General features: G+C 69.9%; 24 protein-coding genes and 1 pseudogene. 14 read left to right on the top strand and 11 right to left on the bottom strand.

From position 1 onward, the window contains the following. Positions 1-6: 6 nt before the first annotated feature. Positions 7-471, bottom strand: a complete 465-nt coding sequence (locus tag AQJ27_RS43315; protein WP_067382023.1) for a Crp/Fnr family transcriptional regulator — start codon at positions 469-471, stop codon at positions 7-9. A gap of 197 nt (positions 472-668) precedes the next feature. Here AQJ27_RS43315 and AQJ27_RS43310 point away from each other — a divergent pair, with 197 nt between their 5' ends. Then, entirely contained in the window at positions 669-1,577 is a 909-nt protein-coding gene (locus AQJ27_RS43310; protein ID WP_067382020.1) for a universal stress protein, read from the top strand. 44 nt (positions 1,578-1,621) lie between these two features. Here AQJ27_RS43310 and AQJ27_RS43305 read toward each other — a convergent pair whose 3' ends face one another. Continuing rightward, positions 1,622-2,206, bottom strand: coding sequence for an Rv1733c family protein (locus AQJ27_RS43305; protein ID WP_067382017.1), 585 nt, complete (start codon positions 2,204-2,206; stop codon positions 1,622-1,624). Positions 2,207-2,515: 309 nt separating this feature from the next. Between AQJ27_RS43305 and AQJ27_RS43300 the strand changes: the two genes are divergently transcribed. The 5 genes and pseudogenes from AQJ27_RS43300 to AQJ27_RS43280 form a co-directional block, all read left to right on the top strand. Further along, complete coding sequence (locus AQJ27_RS43300; protein ID WP_067382014.1) at positions 2,516-3,586, top strand: zinc-dependent alcohol dehydrogenase family protein; 1,071 nt, start codon at positions 2,516-2,518, stop codon at positions 3,584-3,586. Between the two features lie 43 nt (positions 3,587-3,629). Further along, entirely contained in the window at positions 3,630-4,316 is a 687-nt protein-coding gene (locus AQJ27_RS43295; RefSeq protein ID WP_067382011.1) for a helix-turn-helix domain-containing protein, read from the top strand. A 121-nt stretch (positions 4,317-4,437) separates the two neighbouring features. Further along, positions 4,438-4,860, top strand: coding sequence for a pyridoxamine 5'-phosphate oxidase family protein (locus AQJ27_RS43290; protein WP_067382008.1), 423 nt, complete (start codon positions 4,438-4,440; stop codon positions 4,858-4,860). A gap of 171 nt (positions 4,861-5,031) precedes the next feature. Beyond that, positions 5,032-5,583, top strand: coding sequence for a cysteine hydrolase family protein (locus tag AQJ27_RS43285; RefSeq protein WP_067382150.1), 552 nt, complete (start codon positions 5,032-5,034; stop codon positions 5,581-5,583). Beyond that, positions 5,580-6,185, top strand: a pseudogene (locus AQJ27_RS43280) (GlxA family transcriptional regulator); the annotation flags it as partial. The gene AQJ27_RS43285 and the pseudogene AQJ27_RS43280, both read left to right, overlap by 4 nt. Before the next feature lie 41 nt (positions 6,186-6,226). Here AQJ27_RS43280 and AQJ27_RS43275 read toward each other — a convergent pair. The 3 genes from AQJ27_RS43275 to AQJ27_RS43265 all read right to left on the bottom strand — a co-directional run bounded on the left by AQJ27_RS43275 (position 6,227) and on the right by AQJ27_RS43265 (position 7,890). Beyond that, a complete protein-coding gene (locus tag AQJ27_RS43275) occupies positions 6,227-6,766 on the bottom strand; it encodes a type 1 periplasmic-binding domain-containing protein (protein ID WP_067382005.1) in 540 nt (179 codons plus the stop codon). Further along, positions 6,763-7,056, bottom strand: a complete 294-nt coding sequence (locus AQJ27_RS43270; RefSeq protein ID WP_067382002.1) for an Ada metal-binding domain-containing protein — start codon at positions 7,054-7,056, stop codon at positions 6,763-6,765. The genes AQJ27_RS43275 and AQJ27_RS43270 overlap by 4 nt, the downstream gene beginning before the upstream one ends. Positions 7,057-7,278: 222 nt before the next feature. Next, complete coding sequence (locus AQJ27_RS43265; protein WP_067381999.1) at positions 7,279-7,890, bottom strand: TetR/AcrR family transcriptional regulator; 612 nt, start codon at positions 7,888-7,890, stop codon at positions 7,279-7,281. 127 nt (positions 7,891-8,017) lie between these two features. Between AQJ27_RS43265 and AQJ27_RS43260 the strand changes: the two genes are divergently transcribed. Then, entirely contained in the window at positions 8,018-8,857 is an 840-nt protein-coding gene (locus tag AQJ27_RS43260) for an oxidoreductase (protein ID WP_067381996.1), read from the top strand. A gap of 46 nt (positions 8,858-8,903) precedes the next feature. Here AQJ27_RS43260 and AQJ27_RS43255 read toward each other — a convergent pair whose 3' ends face one another. After that, positions 8,904-9,524: a helix-turn-helix domain-containing protein gene (locus AQJ27_RS43255; protein ID WP_067381991.1), complete on the bottom strand. Its 621-nt coding sequence runs from the start codon at positions 9,522-9,524 to the stop codon at positions 8,904-8,906. A gap of 97 nt (positions 9,525-9,621) precedes the next feature. On the opposite strand from AQJ27_RS43255, the gene AQJ27_RS43250 reads away from it, so the two are divergent. The 5 genes from AQJ27_RS43250 (at position 9,622) to AQJ27_RS43230 (ending at position 14,315) form a co-directional block, all read left to right on the top strand. Then, a complete protein-coding gene (locus tag AQJ27_RS43250; RefSeq protein WP_067381988.1) occupies positions 9,622-11,067 on the top strand; it encodes an MFS transporter in 1,446 nt (481 codons plus the stop codon). A gap of 295 nt (positions 11,068-11,362) precedes the next feature. After that, positions 11,363-11,566 carry a cold-shock protein gene (locus AQJ27_RS43245; protein ID WP_030872951.1) on the top strand — a complete coding sequence of 68 codons (204 nt, stop codon included), beginning with the start codon at positions 11,363-11,365 and terminating at the stop codon, positions 11,564-11,566. A 441-nt stretch (positions 11,567-12,007) separates the two neighbouring features. Then, positions 12,008-13,552 (top strand): DEAD/DEAH box helicase, encoded by a 1,545-nt coding sequence (locus tag AQJ27_RS43240; RefSeq protein ID WP_079065697.1) that lies wholly within the window; start codon positions 12,008-12,010, stop codon positions 13,550-13,552. A 47-nt stretch (positions 13,553-13,599) separates the two neighbouring features. Then, positions 13,600-13,920 carry a CBS domain-containing protein gene (locus tag AQJ27_RS43235; RefSeq protein ID WP_067381980.1) on the top strand — a complete coding sequence of 107 codons (321 nt, stop codon included), beginning with the start codon at positions 13,600-13,602 and terminating at the stop codon, positions 13,918-13,920. Between the two features lie 65 nt (positions 13,921-13,985). Further along, on the top strand, positions 13,986-14,315 hold the full coding sequence (locus AQJ27_RS43230; RefSeq protein ID WP_067381976.1) for an SCO5918 family protein: 330 nt from the start codon (positions 13,986-13,988) through the stop codon (positions 14,313-14,315). A 125-nt stretch (positions 14,316-14,440) separates the two neighbouring features. Here the strand turns inward: AQJ27_RS43230 and AQJ27_RS43225 are convergent, their stop codons facing one another. Then, a complete protein-coding gene (locus AQJ27_RS43225) occupies positions 14,441-14,815 on the bottom strand; it encodes a hypothetical protein (protein WP_067381973.1) in 375 nt (124 codons plus the stop codon). Between the two features lie 543 nt (positions 14,816-15,358). Here AQJ27_RS43225 and AQJ27_RS43220 point away from each other — a divergent pair. Next, the gene (locus tag AQJ27_RS43220) at positions 15,359-15,703 is read left to right on the top strand and encodes a MerR family transcriptional regulator (RefSeq protein WP_054235794.1); all 345 of its coding nucleotides are present in this window, start codon (positions 15,359-15,361) and stop codon (positions 15,701-15,703) included. 157 nt (positions 15,704-15,860) lie between these two features. Here AQJ27_RS43220 and AQJ27_RS43215 read toward each other — a convergent pair whose 3' ends face one another. Continuing rightward, positions 15,861-17,669 (bottom strand): FAD-dependent oxidoreductase, encoded by a 1,809-nt coding sequence (locus tag AQJ27_RS43215; RefSeq protein ID WP_067381970.1) that lies wholly within the window; start codon positions 17,667-17,669, stop codon positions 15,861-15,863. A 127-nt stretch (positions 17,670-17,796) separates the two neighbouring features. On the opposite strand from AQJ27_RS43215, the gene AQJ27_RS43210 reads away from it, so the two are divergent. Further along, the gene (locus tag AQJ27_RS43210) at positions 17,797-18,300 is read left to right on the top strand and encodes a MarR family winged helix-turn-helix transcriptional regulator (protein ID WP_067381966.1); all 504 of its coding nucleotides are present in this window, start codon (positions 17,797-17,799) and stop codon (positions 18,298-18,300) included. Between the two features lie 109 nt (positions 18,301-18,409). Here AQJ27_RS43210 and AQJ27_RS43205 read toward each other — a convergent pair whose 3' ends face one another. The 3 genes from AQJ27_RS43205 to AQJ27_RS43195 form a co-directional block, all read right to left on the bottom strand. Next, positions 18,410-19,933 carry a glycoside hydrolase family 64 protein gene (locus AQJ27_RS43205; protein WP_159064548.1) on the bottom strand — a complete coding sequence of 508 codons (1,524 nt, stop codon included), beginning with the start codon at positions 19,931-19,933 and terminating at the stop codon, positions 18,410-18,412. 15 nt (positions 19,934-19,948) lie between these two features. Beyond that, positions 19,949-21,364 carry a glycoside hydrolase family 16 protein gene (locus AQJ27_RS43200; RefSeq protein WP_067381962.1) on the bottom strand — a complete coding sequence of 472 codons (1,416 nt, stop codon included), beginning with the start codon at positions 21,362-21,364 and terminating at the stop codon, positions 19,949-19,951. Positions 21,365-21,629: 265 nt separating this feature from the next. Beyond that, on the bottom strand, positions 21,630-22,085 hold the full coding sequence (locus tag AQJ27_RS43195) for a S26 family signal peptidase (protein ID WP_201264454.1): 456 nt from the start codon (positions 22,083-22,085) through the stop codon (positions 21,630-21,632). Between the last annotated feature and the right edge of the window lie 16 nt (positions 22,086-22,101).

Genomic DNA, 22,101 nt, shown 5'->3' with positions numbered 1-22,101 from the left:
ACGCGGTCAGCGAAGACTTCCGCTGCCGTAGGGCGCGTACATGTCCAACAGCCGGGTCCTGGCCGACCGCAGCCGGCGGGCGACCGTGTCTCCCACCCACTGGCTCACGGCCATGCCCAGCGCCGGATCGGCCCCGCACATGGCGCGTACGACTTCGGCGTCGAACTCATAGGCGCGCACCGGACTCGTGGCCTCGGCGCCCAGATGCCAGGTGTGCGGTCCGAACAGCCAGGACCAGCCGACGAGTTCGTTGTGCCCGACGGTCTCGATCACGGCCGCGCGGCGGCCCGGCACACGCATGTCGAGGGCCACCGAGCCGGTACGGACGATCCAGAACCGGTCCGCTCGCCGTCCCTCCTCGAACAGGCGGGTTCCCACCGGGAACGACACCTCCCGGGCGCTGCGCATCAGTCGTTCGCCGTGCTCGGCGGGCAAGGCCCGCAGGATGCTGGAAGTGACGGAAGTGTTCATGGTCGTGTCCTCTTCCTCGAGCTCCTCTTCCAGGAGCGCGACCAGGCCACCTCCAATCTCTTTCCCCGGGCCCCCTTCCACCAGGGGCCGAAGGGCCCCTCGGCAGGGCCTGCCCGGCCCCTGCGCCCGGGCCCGGCCCGGTACAGGCTTGAGGGGAGAAGAGGAATCCACCGGCATGCGCGCAGGAGGTGCGGACCATGCTTGGACACGTCGCCGCAGGGATCGACGGTTCTCCCGAAGGCATGGCCGCCGCGCACTGGGCGGCCAGAGAAGCCCTGCGCCGAGGCACGGCGCTGCGCCTGGTGCACGCCTGGGAGTGGCAGCCGCGACCGGCCCCGACCGTGCCCGCGGACATGTCGCAGCGCTCCTGGGCCGAGGAGATGCTGGCGCAGGCGTCGGACAGCATGCGCGCCGCGCACAGCGGCCTGCAGGTCCTCACCCACTCGGTCGCCGACGCACCGGTCGAAGTCCTGCTCGCGGCGGCCGAAGAGGCCGATCTGCTGGTCCTTGGCTCCCACGGGATCAGCGGCGTCGCGGGCTTCCTGACCGGGTCGGTGTCTCAGCGGGTGGTCGCGAGGTCACCGCGTCCCGTGGTGCTGGTGCGGGCGGGGGAGTGCACCGCCGACGAGCACTTCTCGGCGGTGGACGGAATCTCCCCCGACGAGATACCCGAGACCCCGTACCGCGATGTCGTGCTCGGCCTCGACACGAACCGGCCCTGCGACGAACTGATCGAGTTCGCCTTCGACGCCGCCCGACGCCGTGCCGCCCCGCTCCGCGTGGTCCATGCCTTCAGCGGTCCGTCCCCCTACGCCGCGATCGACCGGCTCGCCCCAGAGAACGACCCCGAACTGCGCGCCGAGCACGAGGGTGCCGTGGTCGCGACGCTTCGCCCCTGGCGCGAGAAGTTCCCCGCGGTCGCCGTGACCGAGACCGTCACCGAGGGGCGCGCGGCCGGCGAGCTGATCCACGCCTCGGCCGGCGCGGCTCTCCTCGTGGTGGGACGCCGGGTGCGGGAGACCCGGCTGGGCACCCACCTCGGCTCCGTCGCGCACGCCGTACTGCACCACGCTCCCTGCCCCGTCGCCGTCGTCCCGCACGACTGACCAGCCCCGGAGGACAAGTGAGAGTTGACCAGGCGCGGGGTGTCTCACGTGGTCTTGCGTCGCCACTGTGGTCCGGCCTGGTCCCACTCACGACCCCACTGGTCGTAGCGCCGCTGGTCGAGCCGCCACCGTGCGACGCGCCCGGCGGCGAATGCCAGGCCGCCGAAGGCGACCCCGGCCGCCGCGCCGAGCGAGGCTGCCTCGACGCCGGCCGCCGAGGCGGTCGGCGGCTCCGTGGTGAGATGCTCCTTGCTGTTCAGCCAGACGACGACCTTCGATCCGACCCGGTAGCCGTCGTCCACCAGGGCCCGGCCGGTATGGGTCGAGCCGTCCGCCGCCGTCCAGCGGACCGTCGCTCGGACACGGTCGTAGGGCGTGTCCGCCCCGATTCCCACCCTCCGGGCCGTGCTCTCGACGAGGACGGCCCGCACCGCGTGCCGTTCGTGCCGAAGCCGCGCGAAGGACGCGTCGGCGGCATGGGCCGTCAGCAGCCCGGTCAGGGTGCCGCCGATCGTGATGACCAGCCACATGGCCAGCACGATCCAGGCCTCGACGACGTCGTCGTGCCGGCGCAGGGGGTTGTTCCGCCAGCGCCACAGCAGCTGCCTCACACGCTCGGTCCTGCGCATCCGACCGCACCTCCTCGTCGTCACGGACCGGACGGTCGCGTCGGGGAATGCGCGGCGGCAGAGGCCGACCGGGCGCCGTCGCGGCCCCGCCCGGTCCCGCGATGGGGACCGACCGGCCCAAGCGGACAGCGACGGTCACGCTCAGGCTGGACATACGAGGTCGATCCATGCGCGAACAGGCCGTCGAGCGGCGTACCACCATCGTCGGAGTCGACGACTTCGACGGCAAGCGGTGGTGGCGCGGCACGAGGCGCCCGCTCGCCGTGGTGCCCCGAGACCGGCATCCGCAAGAGCCAGGAAGGGATCGTCATGAAAGCACTCGTGTTCCACGGTTCCGGAGAGTCCGCGTGGGAGAACGTCACGGACCCCGGAATCCAGGATGCCACCGACGCGATCGTCCGCGTCGACGCCGTCACGATCTGCGGGACCGACCTGCACATCCTCAAGGGTGACCTACCGGAGGTGCGCCCCGGCACGGTACTCGGACACGAAGCCGTCGGGGAGATCGTCGACGTCGGCGGTGACGTCCGCACGGTCCGCCCCGGTGACCGTGTCCTGGTCTCGTGCATCACCACGTGCGGCCGCTGCCGCTACTGCCGGGAAGGCATGTACGGGCAGTGCCGCGGTGGCGGGGGATGGATCCTCGGCCACTTGATCGACGGCACGCAGGCCGAGTACGTCCGGGTTCCGCATGCGGACCTGTCGACGTATCTGCTGCCGGGCGCGGTGGACAGCAAGGACGCCGTGCTGCTGGCCGACATCTTCCCCACCGCCTACGAGGTGGGCGTGCTGAACGGGCGGGTACGGCCCGCGGACACCCTCGTCGTGGTCGGAGCGGGGCCGATCGGGCTCGCCGCGATCGCCACGGCCCGGCTGTACACCCCGGGGAAGATCATCGCTGTGGATCTGGCCCCGGCCCGGCTGGACGCCGCCAAGCGCCTCGGCGCCGACGCGGTGGCCGCGGCGGGGGAGGAGGCGGAGCAGCTGGTCGCCGACCTCACCGAGGGCCTGGGAGCCGATGTGGTCATCGAGGCGGTGGGGGTGCCCGCGAGCTTCGAGGCGTGTACGCGCATGGTGCGGCCCGGCGGGCACGTGGCCAACGTCGGCGTGCACGGCAAGCCCGTGACACTCCACCTCGAAGACCTGTGGAGCAAGAACGTGACGATCACCACCGGCCTGGTCGACACGTACTCCACGCCCACCCTGCTGCGCATGACGGCCGCCGGGCAACTTCCCACGTCGTCCCTGGTCACCCATACCTTCCCGTTGGACGCGATGGAGGAGGCGTACGACGTCTTCTCGCGGGCCGCCGACACAGGCGCGCTCAAGGTCGTCCTCGGCGCACCGCAGCACGACGCCCTGACGGTCCTGACGCCCTGAAGCCTGACGGTCAGGACGCCCTGACAGGAGGAAGTGAACGGCCATGAGTGAACAGACACAGCCGAACGCCGTCTCGGCCACCGCGGACAGCGCGCGGGGCGACATCGGGCGCCGTATCGCCCGACGGCGTGAGGAACTGGGACTGACTCGGGAGGAGACCGCCAACCGGGCGGGCACGGCTCCCGGCTACGTCCGGTACCTGGAGGAACAGTCGACCGCCACGCCGGGCGTCGGCGTTCTCATCAGACTTGCCGACGTCCTCGAGACCAGCGTCGAGGCCCTGCGCGGTGGCGAGGCGGACCTGCCATCCGGGACCGGCCGAGCCGCCCACCACGCCCAGCTGATCGAATTGAGCGCGGAGGAGTGCCGGGCGCGGCTGTCGACACACGGTGTGGGAAGGCTGGCGACAGAGACCGCCGAAGGGCCGCTGATCGTCCCCCTCAACTACAGCGTCGTCGACGGTGCGATCGCTTTCCGGACGGCACCGGACACGACTGCCGCCAAGGCCGTCGGAACCGACGTGGCCTTCGAGGTGGACCACATCGACGAGGCGCTCAGCCAGGGCTGGAGCGTGCTCGTGCGGGGCCGCGCGAGGGCCGTGACGGACGCGGACGCGGCGCGTCGGCTGGAGGAACGCGCGTACAGCGATCCGTGGGCGGGCGGCGAGCGGTCCCTGTGGGTGTGCGTCGATCCGGTCGCCGTCACCGGTCGCCGGATCGATGTGCCCTGACCGCCGGCATCGAGGGGCGTCGCTCTTCGGCCGCCCCGTGCCGGTGGGCCCTCTTCCCGGCGCCCGCCACCCCACACGCTGAAACGCGTAGCGCTGTACCCCGTGAAGGTTGGACCCGGCGATGAACACCAACGACGGCTTCCGTGAACTCGGCCGCGAGGAGTGCCTGCGCCTGCTGGAGGGGGCACCGATCGGTCGCGTCGTCCACACGCGCCATGCCCTGCCCGCGGTGCTGCCGGTCAACTTCTGCCTGGACGTCGACTCCGCGGTACTGATGCGTACTTCCGCCGATTCGGAACTGGCCGCCGCGGTCGACGGCGTGGTGATCGCCTTCGAAGCGGACGAGGTGGACGCGACGGCGCACTCCGGCTGGAGTGTCGTGGTCACCGGCCGCGCGACGGTGGTGACCGATCCCGCGGAGCACGGGCGGCTGGCCCGGACCGGCCCGCGCTCATGGGTGGCCTCACCCGGGGAGGTCTTCATCCGCATCGAGCCCGAGTTGGTGACCGGCCGTCAACTCGTCGCGGGGCTCGCGGCGTACTGAGAGGCCGGCCGGCAGGGTCGCGCGCGGCCCGTCGGCACGCCGCGTCTCATTTTCCGCGAGCCCTCGCACCGAGTCCTCACCCCGAGCCCTCACACCGCTGACCGGATCGTTCCGGTGCCGGCCTGGATCAGGCCTGCTGATCCGGTATCCGGCCAGGTCAGAATGGGAGGCATGAACCGAGCGCTGATCGTGATCGATGTCCAGGAATCCTTCCGAGCCCGCCCGCTGTGGGAGCAGATCGCCAATCCGGAGATCGCGGAACCGGTCAACCGTCTGGTGCGACTCGCCCGCGCCAACGGCGACCTGGTCGTCTGGGTCCTCCACACGGAGCCCGGCAGCGGCGGCGTCTTCGACCCGGCCCAGGGGCACGTCCGCCTGCTGGACGAACTGGAGCAGCCGCGGTCCGGTGAGCCGGTCCTGCACAAGACCTCCCACAACGCCTTCACCACCACCCATCTGCAACAACTGCTCACCGAGGCGGGCGTGCGCGAGCTGACGGTCTGCGGCATCCGTACCGAGCAGTGCGTGGAAACCACCACCCGGGTGGGAAGCGACCTCGGATACCGGATGGTCTTCGTCACCGACGCCACCACCACCAATCCGATCGGCGACCTGAGCGCCGACGCGATCATCGAGCGCACGGAGGCCGTCCTGCGCGACCGGTTCGCCCGGATCTCCACGGTGGCCGAACGGGAGGCGGAGCTGGGAGCATCCGAGGCGTGAGCCATGTCGTCTTCGTCCTCGTACCCGGCGTCCACCTGCTCGACCTCGCCGGACCGGCCCAGGTCTTCAGCATGGCGGGTGACTTCGGACAGCCCTACCGGCTGAGCTACGTCGCCGACCAGGAACAGGTGTGCAGCGCCCAGGGCCTGCCGCTGGCCGCCCACACCAAGTGGCCGGAGCTGAGCGCCGACGACCTGGTGGTGGTGCCGGGGTGGAGGGCGTCCACACTGCGCGGCGGCCCCGAGCTGAGCCGGTACGTGCTGGAGCGGCTGCGCGCCCACCACACCGCCGGGGGCGCCGTCGCCAGCGTGTGTGCCGGGGCCGAGGCCCTGGGCAGGGCTGGGCTGCTGGACGGGCGCAGGTGCACCACGCACCACCACCTCCAGGACGAGCTGGCGGCCCGCCACCCCCGGGCGATCGTGGTGCGGGATGTGCTGTTCACCACCGACGACCGGGTGGTGACGTCGGCCGGCATCGCCAGCGGCATCGACCTGGCGCTGCACCTGCTGGCCGTCCGCCACGGTCCCGCACTCGCCGCCCAGGTGGCGCGGGACATGGTCGTCTACGCCCGCCGCAACGGCCACGAACCGCAGGCCAGCGCCAACGGGGTGAGTCGTTCCGGCTCGGCACGGTCTCTCGTGACCTAGGACATGACCCAGCGGTGGCGGACATGCCAGGTACCGCCGTCGGTGGTCGCCCCGCGCAGGCCGTGCACGATGTCCGGGCCTGCGAGCGCGGGGAGTCGGGAGTCCCGCAGTGAGGCGAAGGCGAAGGTGCGCGCCGGGTCCCAGTCGGTGGAGTGACGCAGACGGCGGGCGAGTTGGGCGAAGCCGAGCGGGGCCGCGGCGACGACCCAGGCGTCGGGTGCCTCGGCAGTCAGCCTTCTGGCGGGGCGCAGCCAGGACGCGGCGGTCTCCGGCCAGTCCACCGACGCGAGGACCTGTCCGCCCCGCGCCTCCCACGCGGCGGCGAAGGCTTCGGCGGCCGCCAGGGAAACCGCATCGCGGCTGTGGCCGATGGTCACGGTCTCGATCCGTGGCTTCACAACCGTCAACAGGCCCATGAGGGCCGCGAGTTCGGCCTCCGTGTGCGGCGTGGGTGCGGGCAGGTCGCCGAACTCGGCCAACTCGGCGGCACCGATCAGGGGTGAGCGGGACCGCTCCCGCTCGGCGAGGATGCTCATGACGAGGCGCTGCTGCTCTCTCGGGTCGTTTTCCAGCGGGCGTACTCGTCGGGCAGGCAGACCGCGCAGGGCCGGTATCCGGCTGCGATCGCGGTGGCCTCGTCCGCGAAGAACACGCGGTGCTCGGTGTAGTGGCCGCGGGCGATGGCCCGCAGGGCGGAAGGGCAGTCGAGACGCCCGTAGAGGCGCCCGCGCCGGTGTCCGCCGAGTGTGCCCGGGGTGCCGCTCCGGCAGAGCCGCCCGTCCGGGCCGAGCAGTGTGTACGTGCGGTGCGCGGCGACGGGCGTCATCGATCCCGATCCCTTCCTGCCCAAGGCCAAGGGGGCGTCAGTGGTGTCGCACCCCCCACCTTGCGGGATGTCACCCCCCACCTTGCGGCTTGCGGACCGCCTCGCCCGGCGGGATTCGGACGTCACGTTGTGGAGACGTCGGCGCCATGGCCCCGCCGGCGACCGCCGCCCGCGCCGCGGCGGATTCCTCGGCCTCCGCGTTTCCTCAAGGAGCCTGTGTCGTCAAGAAGCCTGTGTCGTCGGGATTCCCGCGACGAGGCGTCGGACGGCCTCGACGACCGCGGCTCGGTGCTGTCGGGTCTGCTCGGCCGCCTGGTCGTTGGTGGCCATGGGGCTGGTGGGCATCCATGCGTTGGCGAGGGCGAGGGTGAAGACGAGCAGGTCTTCAGGGGTGAAGGTCGTGGTCAGCAGGCCGGCCGTCTGCGCCTGGGTGATCGCGGCGGTCTTCTGCCGCATGGAGGTTCCCAGCCCTTGAGGCTCGTGGTCGGTGCCCGAGCGTTCGAGGCGGTGCCAGGTGGCCAGCCGGAGCTGGTGCGGGTTGGCGAGGAGGAAGTCGAACAGGCGGCCCGCGTAGCCCGGCAGGTCCTCGGGCGTGAAGGGGACCTCGTCGAGGACGCGGGCGACATGCGCATCCATGACGGCGTCGAACAACTGCTCCTTGTTGCCGAAGTACGTGTAGATGAGGGCCTTGTTCACCTCTGCCGCGGCGCCTATGCGATCCACTCGGGCACCGGCGATGCCGCGGGCCGCGAACTCGTCCGTCGCGGCTTTGAGCAGGCGGGCCTTGGAGGCCTCGGAGTCCCGGGGGCGGGCCGGGGGCTGGTGCTGGGGCATGACCCCAGAGTAGTGCAACTAACTGTTTATTTGACACACCTCACGGCCGGCCGCACTATATAAATGACTGTTTAGTTAGCAGGGTCCAGCCCTGCGGCCAGCGCCATCCCGGAAGCGAAGACATCTCATGACCAAGACCTGGCTCATCACCGGCAGCTCCCGCGGCTTCGGCAGGGCACTCGCCCGCCACGTCCTCGACAACGGCCACCGAGTCGTGGCCACTGCCCGCCGCCCCGAACACCTCAAGGACCTCGTCGAGCGCTACGGCGACCGGGTCCGCGCCGTCGCCCTCGACGTCACCGATCCGGCAGCCGCCCGCGCCGCCGTGCAACTGGCCCTGGACGCCTTCGGCAGCCTCGACGTCGTCGTGAACAACGCCGGGTACGCCAACAGCGCCGCCATCGAGGACATGCCGGACGACGACTTCCGGGCCCAGATCGAGACGAACCTGTTCGGCGTCGTCAACGTCACCAAGGCTGCCCTGCCCGTACTCCGCCAACAGGGTTCCGGCCACTTCCTCCAGTTCTCCTCCATCGGCGGACGCGTGGGCGGATCACCGGGCCTGAGCGCCTACCAGACCGCGAAGTTCGCAGTCGAAGGCTTCTCAGAGGTCCTCAACGCCGAGGTCGGGCCTCTCGGTATCAAGGTCACCATCATCGAGCCCGGTGGCTTCCGCACCGACTGGGGCGGCTCGTCCATGACCGCCCTGCCCGTAAGTCCTGCCTACGAAGGGACCGTTGGCGCGATGAACCGCTACCGCGAACAGACCGCCGCCACCTGGCCCGGAGACCCGGCCCGGGCAGCCGAGATCATCACCGACCTCGTCGGCCTGGACGAGCCGCCGCTGCGCCTGCTGCTCGGCGCCGGAGCCGTCGAGATGGCGGCCAAGGCCTCCCGTACCCGTGCCGCCGAAGCCGAGCGGTGGGCCGACATCAGCCGCTCGGCGGACTTCCCCGCGGGCGAATGACGGCGACGACGGGTCGGAGTACGCCCGACGGACCGGGTGTTGTGACTCATGACGTTGTCGACGGCGGGGTGGTGGCGGCCGCCCGGTCGGAACCGGATGGGGAGGGTTTCGCGCGGACCACGGCTTGATCGCCTCGCGGTCCGAACAGGTGCAGGATTTCGACGGCGCTGGTGTTCGCCGGACCGAACCAGTGCGGTTCTCTGGTGTCGAACTCGGCCACTTCGCCCGGGTGGAGTGTGCAGTCCCGCTCTCCGAGGATGAGGCGCAGGTCGCCCGCGAGGACGTAGAGCCACTCGTAACCGTCATGGGTCACCAACGCCGGCTCGCGGGGAGCCAGTACCTGCTTGAACACCTGCACCCGACCCGGGTACTGCGTCAGAGGCACAAGCACGCTGCCGTGGCCCTTGCGCAAGGGTTTGAGATGCACCCGAGGATCACCGGTGGCCGGCGCGGCCACCAGCTGGTCGAGTGCGACGCGGTGCGTACGCGCGAGCGGGATGAGCAAATCCAGGGTCGGGCGCCGCTTGCCCGACTCGAGACGCGACAGCGTGCTCACCGACATTCCGGTCGTCGCCGCGAGCGCCTCCAGCGTGAGCCCGCGGTCCCGGCGGAGCGTGCGCAGCCGGGGGCCGATGCCGTCGATGATCTGTTCCAGCTCCGCGTCCATGGGGTCCAGTTTGCGGCCTTCGCAAATTTGGTGGGCGGCAGGTGTGGTCCGGCCCGAGCCTTGCCGGGCAGCCCCTTCCGGACGTGAGAGGTACCAGGTGACCGCGACCACCCATCCCCTTCAGCCACTTGACCCCATTCAGCCCGTTCTGAGCGCACGCAGGCGCTGGACGGTGCTGGCCGTCTGCTGTCTGAGCATGTTCCTGGTGGGCCTGGACACCACCATCGTCAATGTCGGACTGCCGGCGATCGGGCACGGTCTGGGTATCGGGACCCGCAGCCTCGAATGGACCGTGGACGCCTACACGCTCGTCCTGGCCAGTCTCCTGATCTCCTCCGGCGCGCTGGCGGACCGGTTCGGACGCCGACGGGTGTTCCAGGTCGGCCTGGTCGTGTTCGGTGCTGCCTCGCTGGTCTGCGCGATCGCCCCTTCGGTGGGCGTGCTGATCGCTGCCCGCGCTGTCCAGGGAATCGGCGCCTCGATGCTCAGTCCCGTGGCCCTCGCGATCGTGGTGAACGCCATGCCCGACCCGAGGGAGCGGGCACAGGCGATCGGTGTTTGGGCGTCGGTCTTCGGGCTCAGCATGGCCGCCGGTCCGGTCACGGGCGGCGCCCTCATCGCGGGTTTCGGCTGGCGGTCGGTGTTCTGGATCAACGCACCGGTCATCGTGGCCGCCCTCGTGCTGAGCGCGCTGTTCGTGCCGGAATCCCGGGCACCGCGGGCACAGCGGCTCGACCTCCCGGGACAGGCCCTGCTGACCGTGGTCATCGGCGTCTCGGTCGGCGTCCTCATCGAGGGACCGCGCATCGGTTGGGTGTCGCTTCCGGCGCTGGTCGCGTACGCGATCGCTGCCGTCGCGGCAGTCGGATTCGTGTCGGCCGAATCCCGCAGGAGCGAGCCGCTGATGGATCTGCGGCTCTACCGGCATCCGGTCTTCAGCAGTGCCGTGCTGGGCGCGGTGGCGGTCTTCGTCGCCCTGAACGTGACGCTCCTGCTCAACACCCTTTACCTGCAGCACGCCCGAGGATGGACACCACTGGCCGCCGGGGTGGCGACCTTGCCCATGGCTGTCGGAGCGACCGTCTGCGCACCCCTGTCCGGCCGCCTGGTCGGTCGTACCGGACCGCGGTTGCCGCTGGTCCTGGCCGGCGGCTTCATCACGGTGGGCGGACTCTGCCTGGTCGGGCTCGACCAGCACACGAGCGTGCTCCTGCTCTTGTCGGCCTACGTGCTCATAGGCGTCGGGTTCGGCTTCGCCAACGCGCCCATCACCAACACCGCGGTGAGCGGACTGCCTGCCACCCGTGCCGGCGTGGCCGGAGCGATCACGTCCACCGCACGTCAGCTCGGCTCCGCGCTCGGCACAGCCATCGCGGGCGGCCTGGTCGCGGGCACCGCCCCGGCGGGACTCGCACGCGCGTCCCGCCCGGGCTGGATCCTGGTCGCCACCTGCGGACTGTTCCTGCTCCTCGTGGCCCACGCGGCGCGGCCGAAGAAGGACACGAGTCGCCCGACCTCCCCGCGATCGCGGGGAGCCGAATGAACCAATATCTGTGCCCGTGAAGTGAGAAAATGACGGAAGGTGCAACGAGTTTTCCTGCATCGACTGTATCGACAGGCGGTGCGGGGTTGTTTATCGCACACGATCGATCGCAACGTGCTACTGTAGATCTCAGTTGCAGTTGTGGTTCCCGAAATCTTGCAAGTGCCCTCACCGGCTTCATCTGCTGGTGGCGCTCTTTTTCGGCTCCGGCGAATTTTCCGGCGGGATAATCATCGCGGCGACGCGGAGTGCGCACAGTGCGGAACTCCGGACACCGTCCCGAAGGAGATTTGACATGGCTGCCGGTACCGTGAAGTGGTTCAACGCGGAAAAGGGCTTCGGCTTCATCGAGCAGGACGGCGGCGGCGCTGACGTCTTCGCCCACTACTCGAACATCGCCGCCCAGGGCTTCCGCGAGCTGTCGGAGGGCCAGAAGGTGACCTTCGACATCGCGCAGGGTCAGAAGGGCCCGACGGCCGAGAACATCGTTCCCGCCTGACGCTGACACGTACATCGCAGCTGGGGCCCGCACCTTGGGGTGCGGGCCCCAGCTCGCCGCTTTCCGGGGCGCAGCCGCTCCGTCGGGGCCGTGGTGATGTCCCCCACGGCATGATTCAGGGGCGCTGCGGCCCCGCCCCTTGGGATGGCTCCACCGGATCCCCCGGGGATGCTGCACCCCAACGCTCCGGATGTAAATCCGCCAAGGCTCACTCACGGAATGCCTGATCTCACTGTCGAGATCACGTTGCTCTCTGCGCCGGAGCATTTCGAGAGCATTTCCTGCCGATCCGGTTGATCCGGTTGATCCGACCGATCCGACCGATCCGATCCGACCGACTGATTCGGCTCCGCATCATTTTCGGCTCGTTCTTGCGATTCTCTGCGCTGTTCATTCGCTGCGGGAATTCCTTGATACGTGCCACATCAAGGAAGGTTCCGCATGAACCGCACGCGTACAAATGATCGCTTCGCCCGCACCCGAACCCGCACCGGAAATTCTGGTTCCCAAAGGGGCGGCGGCCGCTTCGGAGCCGCATCCTCCAGCCGCTCCGCTGCTCCCAGCCGTGCGAAGGGTTATGGACGTCAACAGGCCACGCCGCAAGGTGAGTTCGCACTGCCGAAGACGATCACCCCAGGGTTGCCCGCCGTCGAGGCGTTCGCCGATCTCGCCCTGCCGACGCCATTGCTCGCCGAGCTCGGCCACGCAGGCGTGACCGTACCGTTCCCGATCCAGGCGGCGACCCTGCCGAACTCCGTCGCGGGCCGTGACGTACTCGGCCGCGGCCGCACCGGCTCCGGCAAGACCCTCGCCTTCGGTCTCGCCCTGCTGGCCCGTACGGCCGGTCGGCGCGCCGAGCCGCGGCTGCCGCTGGCCCTGGTCCTCGTACCCACCCGAGAGCTGGCCCAACAGGTCACCGACGCTCTCATTCCGTACGCCCGTTCCGTGCGACTGCGTCTGGCCACGGTGGTCGGCGGGATGCCGATCGGCAGGCAGGCCAGTGCGCTGCGCGGCGGCGCCGAGGTCGTCGTGGCGACGCCGGGCCGACTCAAGGACCTCATCGACCGCGGCGAATGCCGTCTGGACCAGGTCGCCATCACCGTCCTCGACGAGGCCGACCAGATGGCCGACATGGGCTTCATGCCCCAGGTCACCGCGCTGCTCGACCAGGTGCGCCCCGACGGGCAGCGGATGCTGTTCTCGGCCACCTTGGACCGCAACGTCGACCTCCTGGTCCGCCGCTACCTGACCGACCCGGTGGTCCACTCCGTCGACCCGTCCGCGGGCGCGGTCACCACCATGGAGCACCACGTGCTCCACGTGCACGGCGCGGACAAGCAGCGTACGACCACCGAGATCGCGGCCCGCGAGGGCCGGGTGATCATGTTCCTGGACACCAAGCACGCGGTGGACCGGCTGACCGAGCACCTGTTGAACAGCGGCGTCCGTGCCGCGGCCCTGCACGGCGGCAAGTCCCAGCCGCAGCGCACACGGACCCTGGCCCAGTTCAAGACCGGGCATGTGACGGTGCTGGTGGCGACCAATGTCGCGGCGCGCGGGATCCACGTGGACAACCTCGATCTGGTCGTGAACGTGGACCCGCCCAGCGACCCCAAGGACTATCTGCACCGGGGCGGCCGCACGGCCCGCGCCGGCGAGTCCGGCAGCGTCGTCACCCTGGTGACGCCTCAGCAGCGACGCGACATGAGCCGACTGATGACTGCCGCCGGCATCACTCCCCAGACCACCCAAGTGCGCTCGGGCGAAGCCGAGTTGAGTCGCATCACCGGCGCCCAGGCCCCCTCGGGGATCGCGGTCACCATCACCGCGCCGGTCGTGGAACGGCCTCGGCGCGGCTCCTCCTCCCCGTCCCGGGGCCGGCGCGGCCGTACCGGCCAGGGCCGATCCACCGGCGAGGGCCGATCCACCGGCGAGGCGGCACGCCGTACGCCGCGGCGGTCCTCCGTGGCCACAGCGGCGGCCTAGAACCTTTCGTGATCGGAAGCCCCACCCACCCACCCAGGAGGACTCCTTTGACGCTGGTTCAGACGCAGCAACGCCTGGTCGGTTCCGCTCCCACGACCGTGTTCGACGCCCTGGACACATCCGGACCGCGGGTCGGTGACGACATCACCGTCGAGGTGGCCCTGTTCCTCATGGCCAGCGCCCGTGTCGAGTACCTGCTCCTTTGCGACCAGGACGAACAGTGCACCGGTTCGGTCACGCGGGCCCAACTCGCCGTGGTCCGTGACAGCCCCGCCTATACGGACCGGATCCGTGTACGGGACGTCCTCGGCGTCGGCGGACCGCATGGCCGCGGCCCGGGTGCCCTCGCCCTCACCGTCTCCCTCTGATCCGGCCGACCGTTCGGTATCAGCCCCGTTCCTCCCTCTCCCTTCTCCCTTCCCTGCGAGGCATCATGCGCTGCGTCATCGCCCGGTTCCCCTTCGACCTCACCAAGAGCGGGGTACTTGCCTCGATGAAGGGCGTCAAGCCGGAGCCCATCACGGGGGAGTCCGTGCTCATCGGCCGCCGCCACTACCCCGCCAAGCAGGTGGGCGTGGTCATCACCCGGCAGGACCCCCGCGACTTCACCAGCGGGGAGGTCACCCGGGCCATGACACGCCTCGGCTTCACCTGCCGAGGCACCCAAGAGCCCACCCGGGAGTCCGCGACCGCCATGCGGGCCCTTACGCCGTTGCAGACCGCGTCGGCGCTGCTCGGCAGCCCCGCGCCGCTGGGACTGTGAGAACCGACGGAAGCTGATACCAGGACAACGATGGGGCCCTGCCGACGCGCGTCGGCAGGGCCCCATCGCGTGTCACCGTCCGGTCGACGGCTCCCGGCCGGCCGGAGCGGCCCGGATACGGTGCCTCACTGGTCGGAGTAACTGAAGTCGCCCACGGTCCAGGCGCTGACGTCCTCGATCGCGACGCGATACATTCCGCCCGTCTCGGGAATTCCGACGCTGCCCTGCAGGATCCGGGCGAGGTGGAAGTGCAGATGTGTGGGGGCCCCGCCGGGTTCGGGCCGGCCCACTGTCCGGTCGGCGGCGAAGACGTCGGAGAAGGGGCCCAGGCGGTCCGAGTCCTTCAGGACCTCCGACACGCGCTCCCTCCATACGACTTCGGGAGCCAGCCGCCCAGTGATGACGGCACCGCCGACCACCACGGTCAATGACATCTGATTGCTCTGCTCGGACTCCACCAGCGCGCAGAGATCCACGAGCAGCTCGTCAGGGTTCGACATGAGAGCCGATTCTATTCGGTGCGCGATCCGAGCGCTGGAGTCGGCTGACCGCCGTGCCCCCGCTACCACCTGCCCATATGGCCCACATGACAGAGAATATCGATGCCCTGAGCAACCTAAAATCTATGTTTGTCAGAGTAGACATTGGGCTGCTGCGTGGTTAGTGTTTCTCTCGTAGTGCAGAAGTTCGCAGGTCGGGGTAGCTGTGGAGTCTCGAAGCCGAGCTGTCCGTAGGACGGTGACGGGACCGACGGTTGCCGCCGCCTGACAAGCGAGTTGATTCAGCGGAGGTACGGAAGGAGCCGACGCCATCGGGATCACCCGGCCGACATGCACGAGGTCGGGTGCCGCAAGAGCCCGGAATGGAAGGTGGTCCCCGGTCACGCATCCGCGAACCCCGCATTCCCGCCCCCTCACAGGGGCCAGGTAGCGGAAACAAGAGGTCGGCAGAGCAGTAGCGCCGACAGATGGTGTTCAATTTCCTTCGGGGCCCTGGTGCCGTACGGCATCGGGGCCCCTCGACGCGTTGCACAACGAGGTGAAATGACAGCAGATACTCCATTGAGTGGTCGTCTGGACGACGACGACTACCCCGCGTACACGATGGGCCGGGCCGCCGAGATGCTCGGCACGACTCCCGGCTTCCTCCGGGCCATCGGGGAAGCCCGCCTGATCACTCCGCTGCGCTCGGAGGGTGGGCACCGGAGGTACTCCCGCTACCAACTGCGGATCGCCGCCCGCGCCCGCGAGCTCGTCGACAGGGGCACCCCGGTCGAGGCGGCTTGCCGCATCGTGATCCTCGAGGACCAACTCGAGGAAGCGCAGCGCATCAACGCCGAGTACCGTCGCGCCGCGAACGAGGTGTCCGACACTTCCAGTTCAGGCTGAGCGCGTACGGTCCCACCACGCATGCCCCACCGTGAGTGCCTCAACGGCACCGCGGTCGAGCTCCGTGGTGGGCGCACAGCGCCATGGAGTTGACGCGCCGTGTGGAGGATCACCCGTATGGGGCATTCGCCTCGTCGGCGCCGGGGCGACCGAGGGGTTACCGGTCGCCCCGGCCGCTTCGGTCGCTGGGGTCGGAGCGGAGGTTGGCCGCCAGCCGGGTGATGCTCTGGACCGCGAGCTCGGCGAAGTTCGAGCGGGCGACGATCGCGGTGGTCTCCCCTTGCCGGCGGACGCTGCGCAGGTCGCGCTGGACCTGGCGCGAGAGCTGATGGAGCTCGCGTTGGGCGGTGGCGAGTCGCTCCTCGGCGGCGCTGCGGATCCGGCGGTGCTCACGTCGGGTGCGGGGGGCGGCCGAACGGCTCGGTGCGGCTATGTCGGCGCTCGTTTCCGTGTGGCGCGGCTGAGTCACCGTCACGGGGCGGATGCCGACGGCGTCGAGGTAGGGGGCGAGTGAGCCGAGTTCGGCCGTGCCGACCACGGCCGCGATGTATCCGTCCGGGCGGACGAGCACCCACTGATCGGACGACAGTCCGTATGCGCTGTGGACATGGCCGCCGGTGTCCAGGATGTCGCCCCCGCCGCCGATGACGTGGATGTGCAGGCCGCTGCGCGGCGCCGGTGCCGGGACATCGTCGACGTCGTGGCCGAGCAGGGTCCAGTGGGGCCCCTGGAACAGGCTGAACAAGCGCGTGGGGAGACCACCCGCGCCGGTCACGGGCGCGTCGGGCGCGCGGTCGCCGGCCAGGACGCCGTTGTCGCGGTCCGGACTGGTCATCGACAAGGGCGAGTCCAGGTAGCCGAGATCGAGCTGACTCACCTCGCGGCCCCGGTGGGTGTCGCGGTTCTTGGCCGCTTCGAGCAGCCGCTCGGAGAGGCCGAGGACTGCCTCGGCGATCGGCCGGCGCTCCTTCTCGTAGGTCGACAGCAACGATTCCGGGGCGCCGTCGAGCACGGCGGCGAGTTTCCAGCCGAGGTTGTAGGCGTCCTGGACGCTCGTGTTGAGGCCCTGTCCGCCGGTCGGCGGATGGCAGTGTGCCGCGTCCCCGGTCAGGAACACCCGCTCGCGCCGGTAGGTGTCGGCCAGCCGGGCGTTCATCTCGAACGCGGACGCCCAGGACACCGAACGGATCACGACGTCGCTCCGGCCGGTGCGGTCGCGGAAGAACGAGGTGAGCCCCTCGGCCGAAAGGTCGATGTCGACATCGAACGGGATCGGGGCCTGGAGCTGGAACATGTCGGTGCCGTAGAGCGGGCACATCGACACCTGCGCCGCCGTGTCCTCGCCCCAACGGTGCCAGGCATCCGACGAGACGCCATCGACCAGTACGTCCGCGACGATCGCCCGGACCCCGAGGGTCTTGCCGGGGAAGCCGATGCCGAGGGCCTTGCGGACGAAGCTCGATCCGCCGTCGGCGCCTATCAGGTACGAGGCCCGCACGGTCCGCTCGCCGTCAGGGGTCGCGATCCGTGCGGTCACACCGTCGGCGTCCTGGTCGAAGCCGACGAGTTCGTGGTTGTAGTGCGGGGCGTGGCCGAGCTCGGTCAGCCGTTCCCGCAGCCGGCGCTCGGTGAGGAACTGCGGGACGAGCAGCGGGATCTGGTACGGCTCGTCCGGCGTCGGATCCGACATCTCGACGGTGGCCCTGTCGACCGGTCCCTCGGCGGTGTGGAAACGCTGGACGGGGTACTCACCGCCGGAGGCGACGATCCGGTCGATCACGCCGAGGTCCTCGAACACCTCTTGGCTTCGGGGCTGAATGCCCTTGCCGCGTGAGCCGATGAACGGATGCGCCGCCTTGTCGATCAGCAGGAATCCGACATTCCGGCGGGCGAGGTCAATGGCGAGGGTTAATCCGGCCGCTCCCGTTCCGCAGATGATCACGTCAGTTTCCAGGGTGTGAGTCATGGCTCAGCTCTCCGTCGGCGGTTGGTGTCCGAGCGGTTCGGCACGCTCGGAGGCGACGCACCAAGGTTGGTACGTGGCACGAACTAAAGTAGTTCGCGCCACGTACCTTTGCAAGTAGAATCGGAGCATGACTTCTCCCAACGACACGCCGCCCTCGGCCGCACCGTCACGCACAGGTGGGGAACCCGGACTGGTGGACGTGGACGCCCTCGCCCAGCTGTCGTTTCTGGTGCACAACGTCCTGGACGAGATCGCCGGGCAGCAGGACTTGTCGATCATCCAGGCGCGACTGCTCGGGGTGCTGCGGGACCGGGAGCCGACGATGAACCAGCTCGGCCGGCTGCTCGGCCTGGACAAGTCCTCGATCAGTGGCCTGGTCGACCGTGCACAGCGTCGCGGCCTGGTCACGCGCACCGTCAGCGCCAACGACCGCCGCGCGTTCCAGGTGTCCATCACCGACGCCGGCCGACAGCTCATCGAACAGCTCGCGGCACAGTTCGCCGAGCAGATCGAGCTGTCCGTCGCGCCGCTCCCGGACGCCGACCGTCTGCGGCTGTCCCAGTTGGCGGCCCAGGTCGTGGCCTCCGACGCCCACCGCCGCGGCATCGACCTGCGCACCACACCCCGCTGACCGGGCCGCGGAGAACCCTCTCCTGCTGAGGGAGGGGGCGCCTCGAACGACGACGCCTGGCTCTCCGACGCCGGGCCTGCGAGGCCGCCCCCTCTTCACTGCGTGTGGATCACCAGCCGATGCCGAGCGTCAGGGCGGTCGGCGGGTTCGCGTTGCCCAGGATCTGCACGGACGACTGGTCGTTGATGTCGTCGTAGGGGAAGGCGTAGGCGCGCCGGTCGAGGCCGACGGTGTGGAGGAAGGCGGCGTAGTCGTTCTTGATGCCTCCGGTGTAGTAGGCGGACGGGGTGTACCAGGCCGAGGTGTCGAGGGCCACGCCCCGGTTGAACGCGGCGCAGAACTCCGCGCCGAGCTGCTTCTCCGGGTCGCTGCCCGAGGCCAGCGCGCCCGAGCAGGCCACGACGTCCGGGGAGGACGGCTTCTGGAGCGCGTAGGGACCGGCGCCGTTCTTGGTGAAGGTGAGCGTGGTCCCGGAGACACCGCCGGTGAAGGTCTCACCGAGCCGGGTCAGCCTGAAGGGGTGCGTGGAGTAGTAGGACCAGGTCTGGTCGATGGTCGACTGGAGGTAGTTCGCCTGGGAGCCTCCCGTGAGGAAGAGATTGGAGGAGCGCGGCGCGATGATCCGGTAGGTGTTCTGCAGCGGCTTGAAGGCCGCGCCCACCGAGGCGGCGTACTGGGACATCACCTGGGCGCGGGTCAGTGTGATGCCGCGGGTGGTGTCGTAGCCGCTCGACGTCTGCGTCAGACGTGAGGTCATCGGGAAGCCGAACTGGTCGACCTGGGTGGTGTTGCCGCCGAAGGCCACCTGCCCGAAGACGTACGTGTACTCGTACCAGTCGTAGTAGACGTCGGTGTTGGGGTCGTTCGGATTGCGCAGGTCGGGGCCGCCCCAGCCCTGGTCGTCCGGGGAGACCGGGATGTACAGCGGGGAGCCGAGGGAGACGTAGATCCGCCCGCCGCGGATCGACGTCGGCGACGGTACCGAACCGCCCGACTGGGCGAGCGTGAACGACATGTTCGGGTAGTTCACGCCGTTCTTGGTCAGGTGTCCGGGCGCGTTCGCGTCCAGGTGGTTGATGTGGGTCATGGTTCCGTCGGCCTTCATGTACGACCACTGACCGGGCGTCACCTGGCCGAGCACGGTGACGTGGATCTGTGCGTCGGTGTACGTGCCACGGGTGTTGTTCTGGAAGGTGATCGGGAAGCTGCCGCCCCCGCCCCCGCTCCCTCCGCCGCCGCTGCCGGTGGAGTAGGTGAAGTGCGGGGTGTCGTAGAGCGGGCCGCTCTTCTCGTACGTGAACCAGTACTCCAGGGTGAAGCCACTCGGTAGGCCGGTGACGTTCTGCTGCCAGGTGCCCGCGTTGTTCGTCATCCGGAAGTTCTGCTGGCCGGCGCCGGCCGACAGGTAGTGCACGTCGACCAGGGATGCGGGGGTGGTCGGCTTGAACCAGATCTGGACCGAACCGGAACCGGTCGAGGTGACGCCCTGGGTGTAGTCGGCGGCGGCCTTCGCGGGCACCGCCCCGGCCAGACCCAGCGCCAGCACCGTGAGGAGGGCGGTCAGGACGGCCGTCACCAGCCGCCTGACCCCGGGGCGTGACCTCCTGGACCTGGCCGGGAGATATGCGATCATCCGTCAACTCTCCCGTCAGTGCCCGAAGTCGAACCAGTTGACGTTCACGAAGTCCGCGGGCTGGCCGCTGGTGAAGGTCAGATAGACGTCGTGGGTTCCGGTGACGGAGCTGATGTTCGCGGGGACCGTCTTCCACGTCTGCCAGCCACCGGTGTTGGCCACCGCGAAGCTGCCTATCGGCGTGCTGGTGCGGCTGTCGAGACGCACTTCGACCAGTCCGCTGACACCGCCCGCCGCGCCGCTCGCGACCCGGCCGTAGAACTGCCTGGCCGCCGCGGTGCCGAAGTCGACACCCTTGTAGAGCGCGTAGTCGCCGTTCGCGAGCGTGCCGATGTTCTGGCCGCCGCCCGTGTCGGTGGTGGTCTCCGTACCGACGCCCGCCTGGCCGTCGTACGACTCGGCCTGGATCGCGTTGTACGCGTCACGGTTGCCGGAAGGCGGCGGGGTCGTGGGTGGCGGGGTCGTGCCGCCACCGCCGGTCGACTGGAGCACCTGGACGTAGTCGACCACGAGCGGGTGGCCGGGGTCCGTGCCGCCGTCGGGGCCGCCGCCGAATGCCGCCGGGAACTCGCCGCCCATCGCGACGTTCAGGATGATGAAGTAGCCGTGGTTGGTGGCGTTGGCCCAGGTCGTCGCGTCGACCTGATTCTGCCTGACCGTGTGGAAGTTGACGCCGTCGAGGTAGAAGCGCATCTCCTCGGGGCTGGTCGACTTGTCCCACTCCACGGCGTAGGTGTGGAAGCCGCCCTGGCAGGTCGTGCCCGCACAGACCTTCTGGCCGCCGATGCCGGACTTCTCGTTGCAGGGGCCGCCCGGGCTGGTGCCGCAGTGCATCGTGGCCCACTCGTTGTTGATGCCCTGGACGTTCTCCATGATGTCCAGCTCGCCGACGCCGGGCCAGTTCCACCAGTTGCCGCGGTACGGGGCACCCAGCATCCAGAAGGCTGGCCAGTAGCCCTTGGCCGCCGCGCCGGTCACGTTCGGCATCTGGAGCCGGGCCTCGACGCGGAGCTTGCCGCCGGCGGGCGGCTGGAAGTCGGAGCGGTTCGTCTCGATGCGGCCCGACGTCCAGTTGCCCGCGGCGTCGCGCCGCGGGGTGATCCGCAGGTTTCCGGCGCCGTCGAGCGAGACGTTGTTGGTGCTGGAGGTCATCGTCTCGACCTCGCCGGTACCGAAGCCGGCCGGGCCGCCGGGGTAGCTCGTGCCCGTCGTGTACTGCCAGTTCGAGCTGTTGATGCCGGAGCCGGCGGCTCCGTCGAAGTCGTCGAGGAAGACCTGGGACCAGCCGGACGGGGGCGTCGGGGCGGACGCGTTGGCGGGGAGGGTGGCGGCCGCCGCCGCGGCGGCCGCGAGGCCGAGGGCGCTGAACACGGCGATGAGGACGCGGCGTAGGGAGCCGCGTCTGACAGGCGTGCCGGAGGGTTCACTCATGGGTGCCTCTTCGGGTACGGAGTGGGGTGCGCGGGTGGTGGCGAGAGCGCTCCGACGTTCTTTGAGAGCGCTCTCAAAGCAGCTGCGCGGACAATGTGCTCCCCGTCACTCCGTACGTCAAGAGGTGAAGTCGGGAAAGTCCTTCCGGCGTATGTGAGTTCACGTCGTGAAAGAAGGGGGGTGTGCTAGGGGCGTATGCGAGGGGCACACGAGAAGCGCGGCATTCCGCGGATTGCCCCGAGCGGACACCGCCGTGGCGGCGGGTTCAGGGGCGGCCGAGGGGAGTCGGGCGGGTGAGTACCACGCCCAGCAGGGACGACTGGGGGACGTAACCGAAGTGGCGGGAGTCCTGCGTGCGGGCGGCGTCGCCCCGGACGATCAGGGAACCGGGCGGCACCCGGCCGCCGTCCGGGGCCCCGACGATCTCGCGTACATCGGGCGGCACGGCATCGCCGGGCAGGGCGGAGACCCGCTTGACCAGCCAGGCCAGGGCGTCGTCGCCGTCGCCGAACGGGACGGGGTTGCGGAAGACCACCGCGTCGCCGCGTCGCACGCGCGTGGTGCGGCGGACCAGCAGCCGGTCGCCGTCCGCGAAGGCAGGGGTCATGCTCGACCCGGTGACCCTGATGAGGGCGAGGCGTGAACGCAGTACGCGTACGGACAGGAGCAGCATGCCCGCGCCCGCTGCCATCGCCACCGTCGTCCGCCCCGCACCCGTCATATGGCCGTCTTCCGTT

This window comes from Streptomyces olivochromogenes (assembly GCF_001514115.1).
Lineage (GTDB): Bacteria > Actinomycetota > Actinomycetes > Streptomycetales > Streptomycetaceae > Streptomyces > Streptomyces olivochromogenes.
Note: the sequence above shows the minus strand (reverse complement) of the source record. Positions and strands in the feature narration are given on the sequence as shown.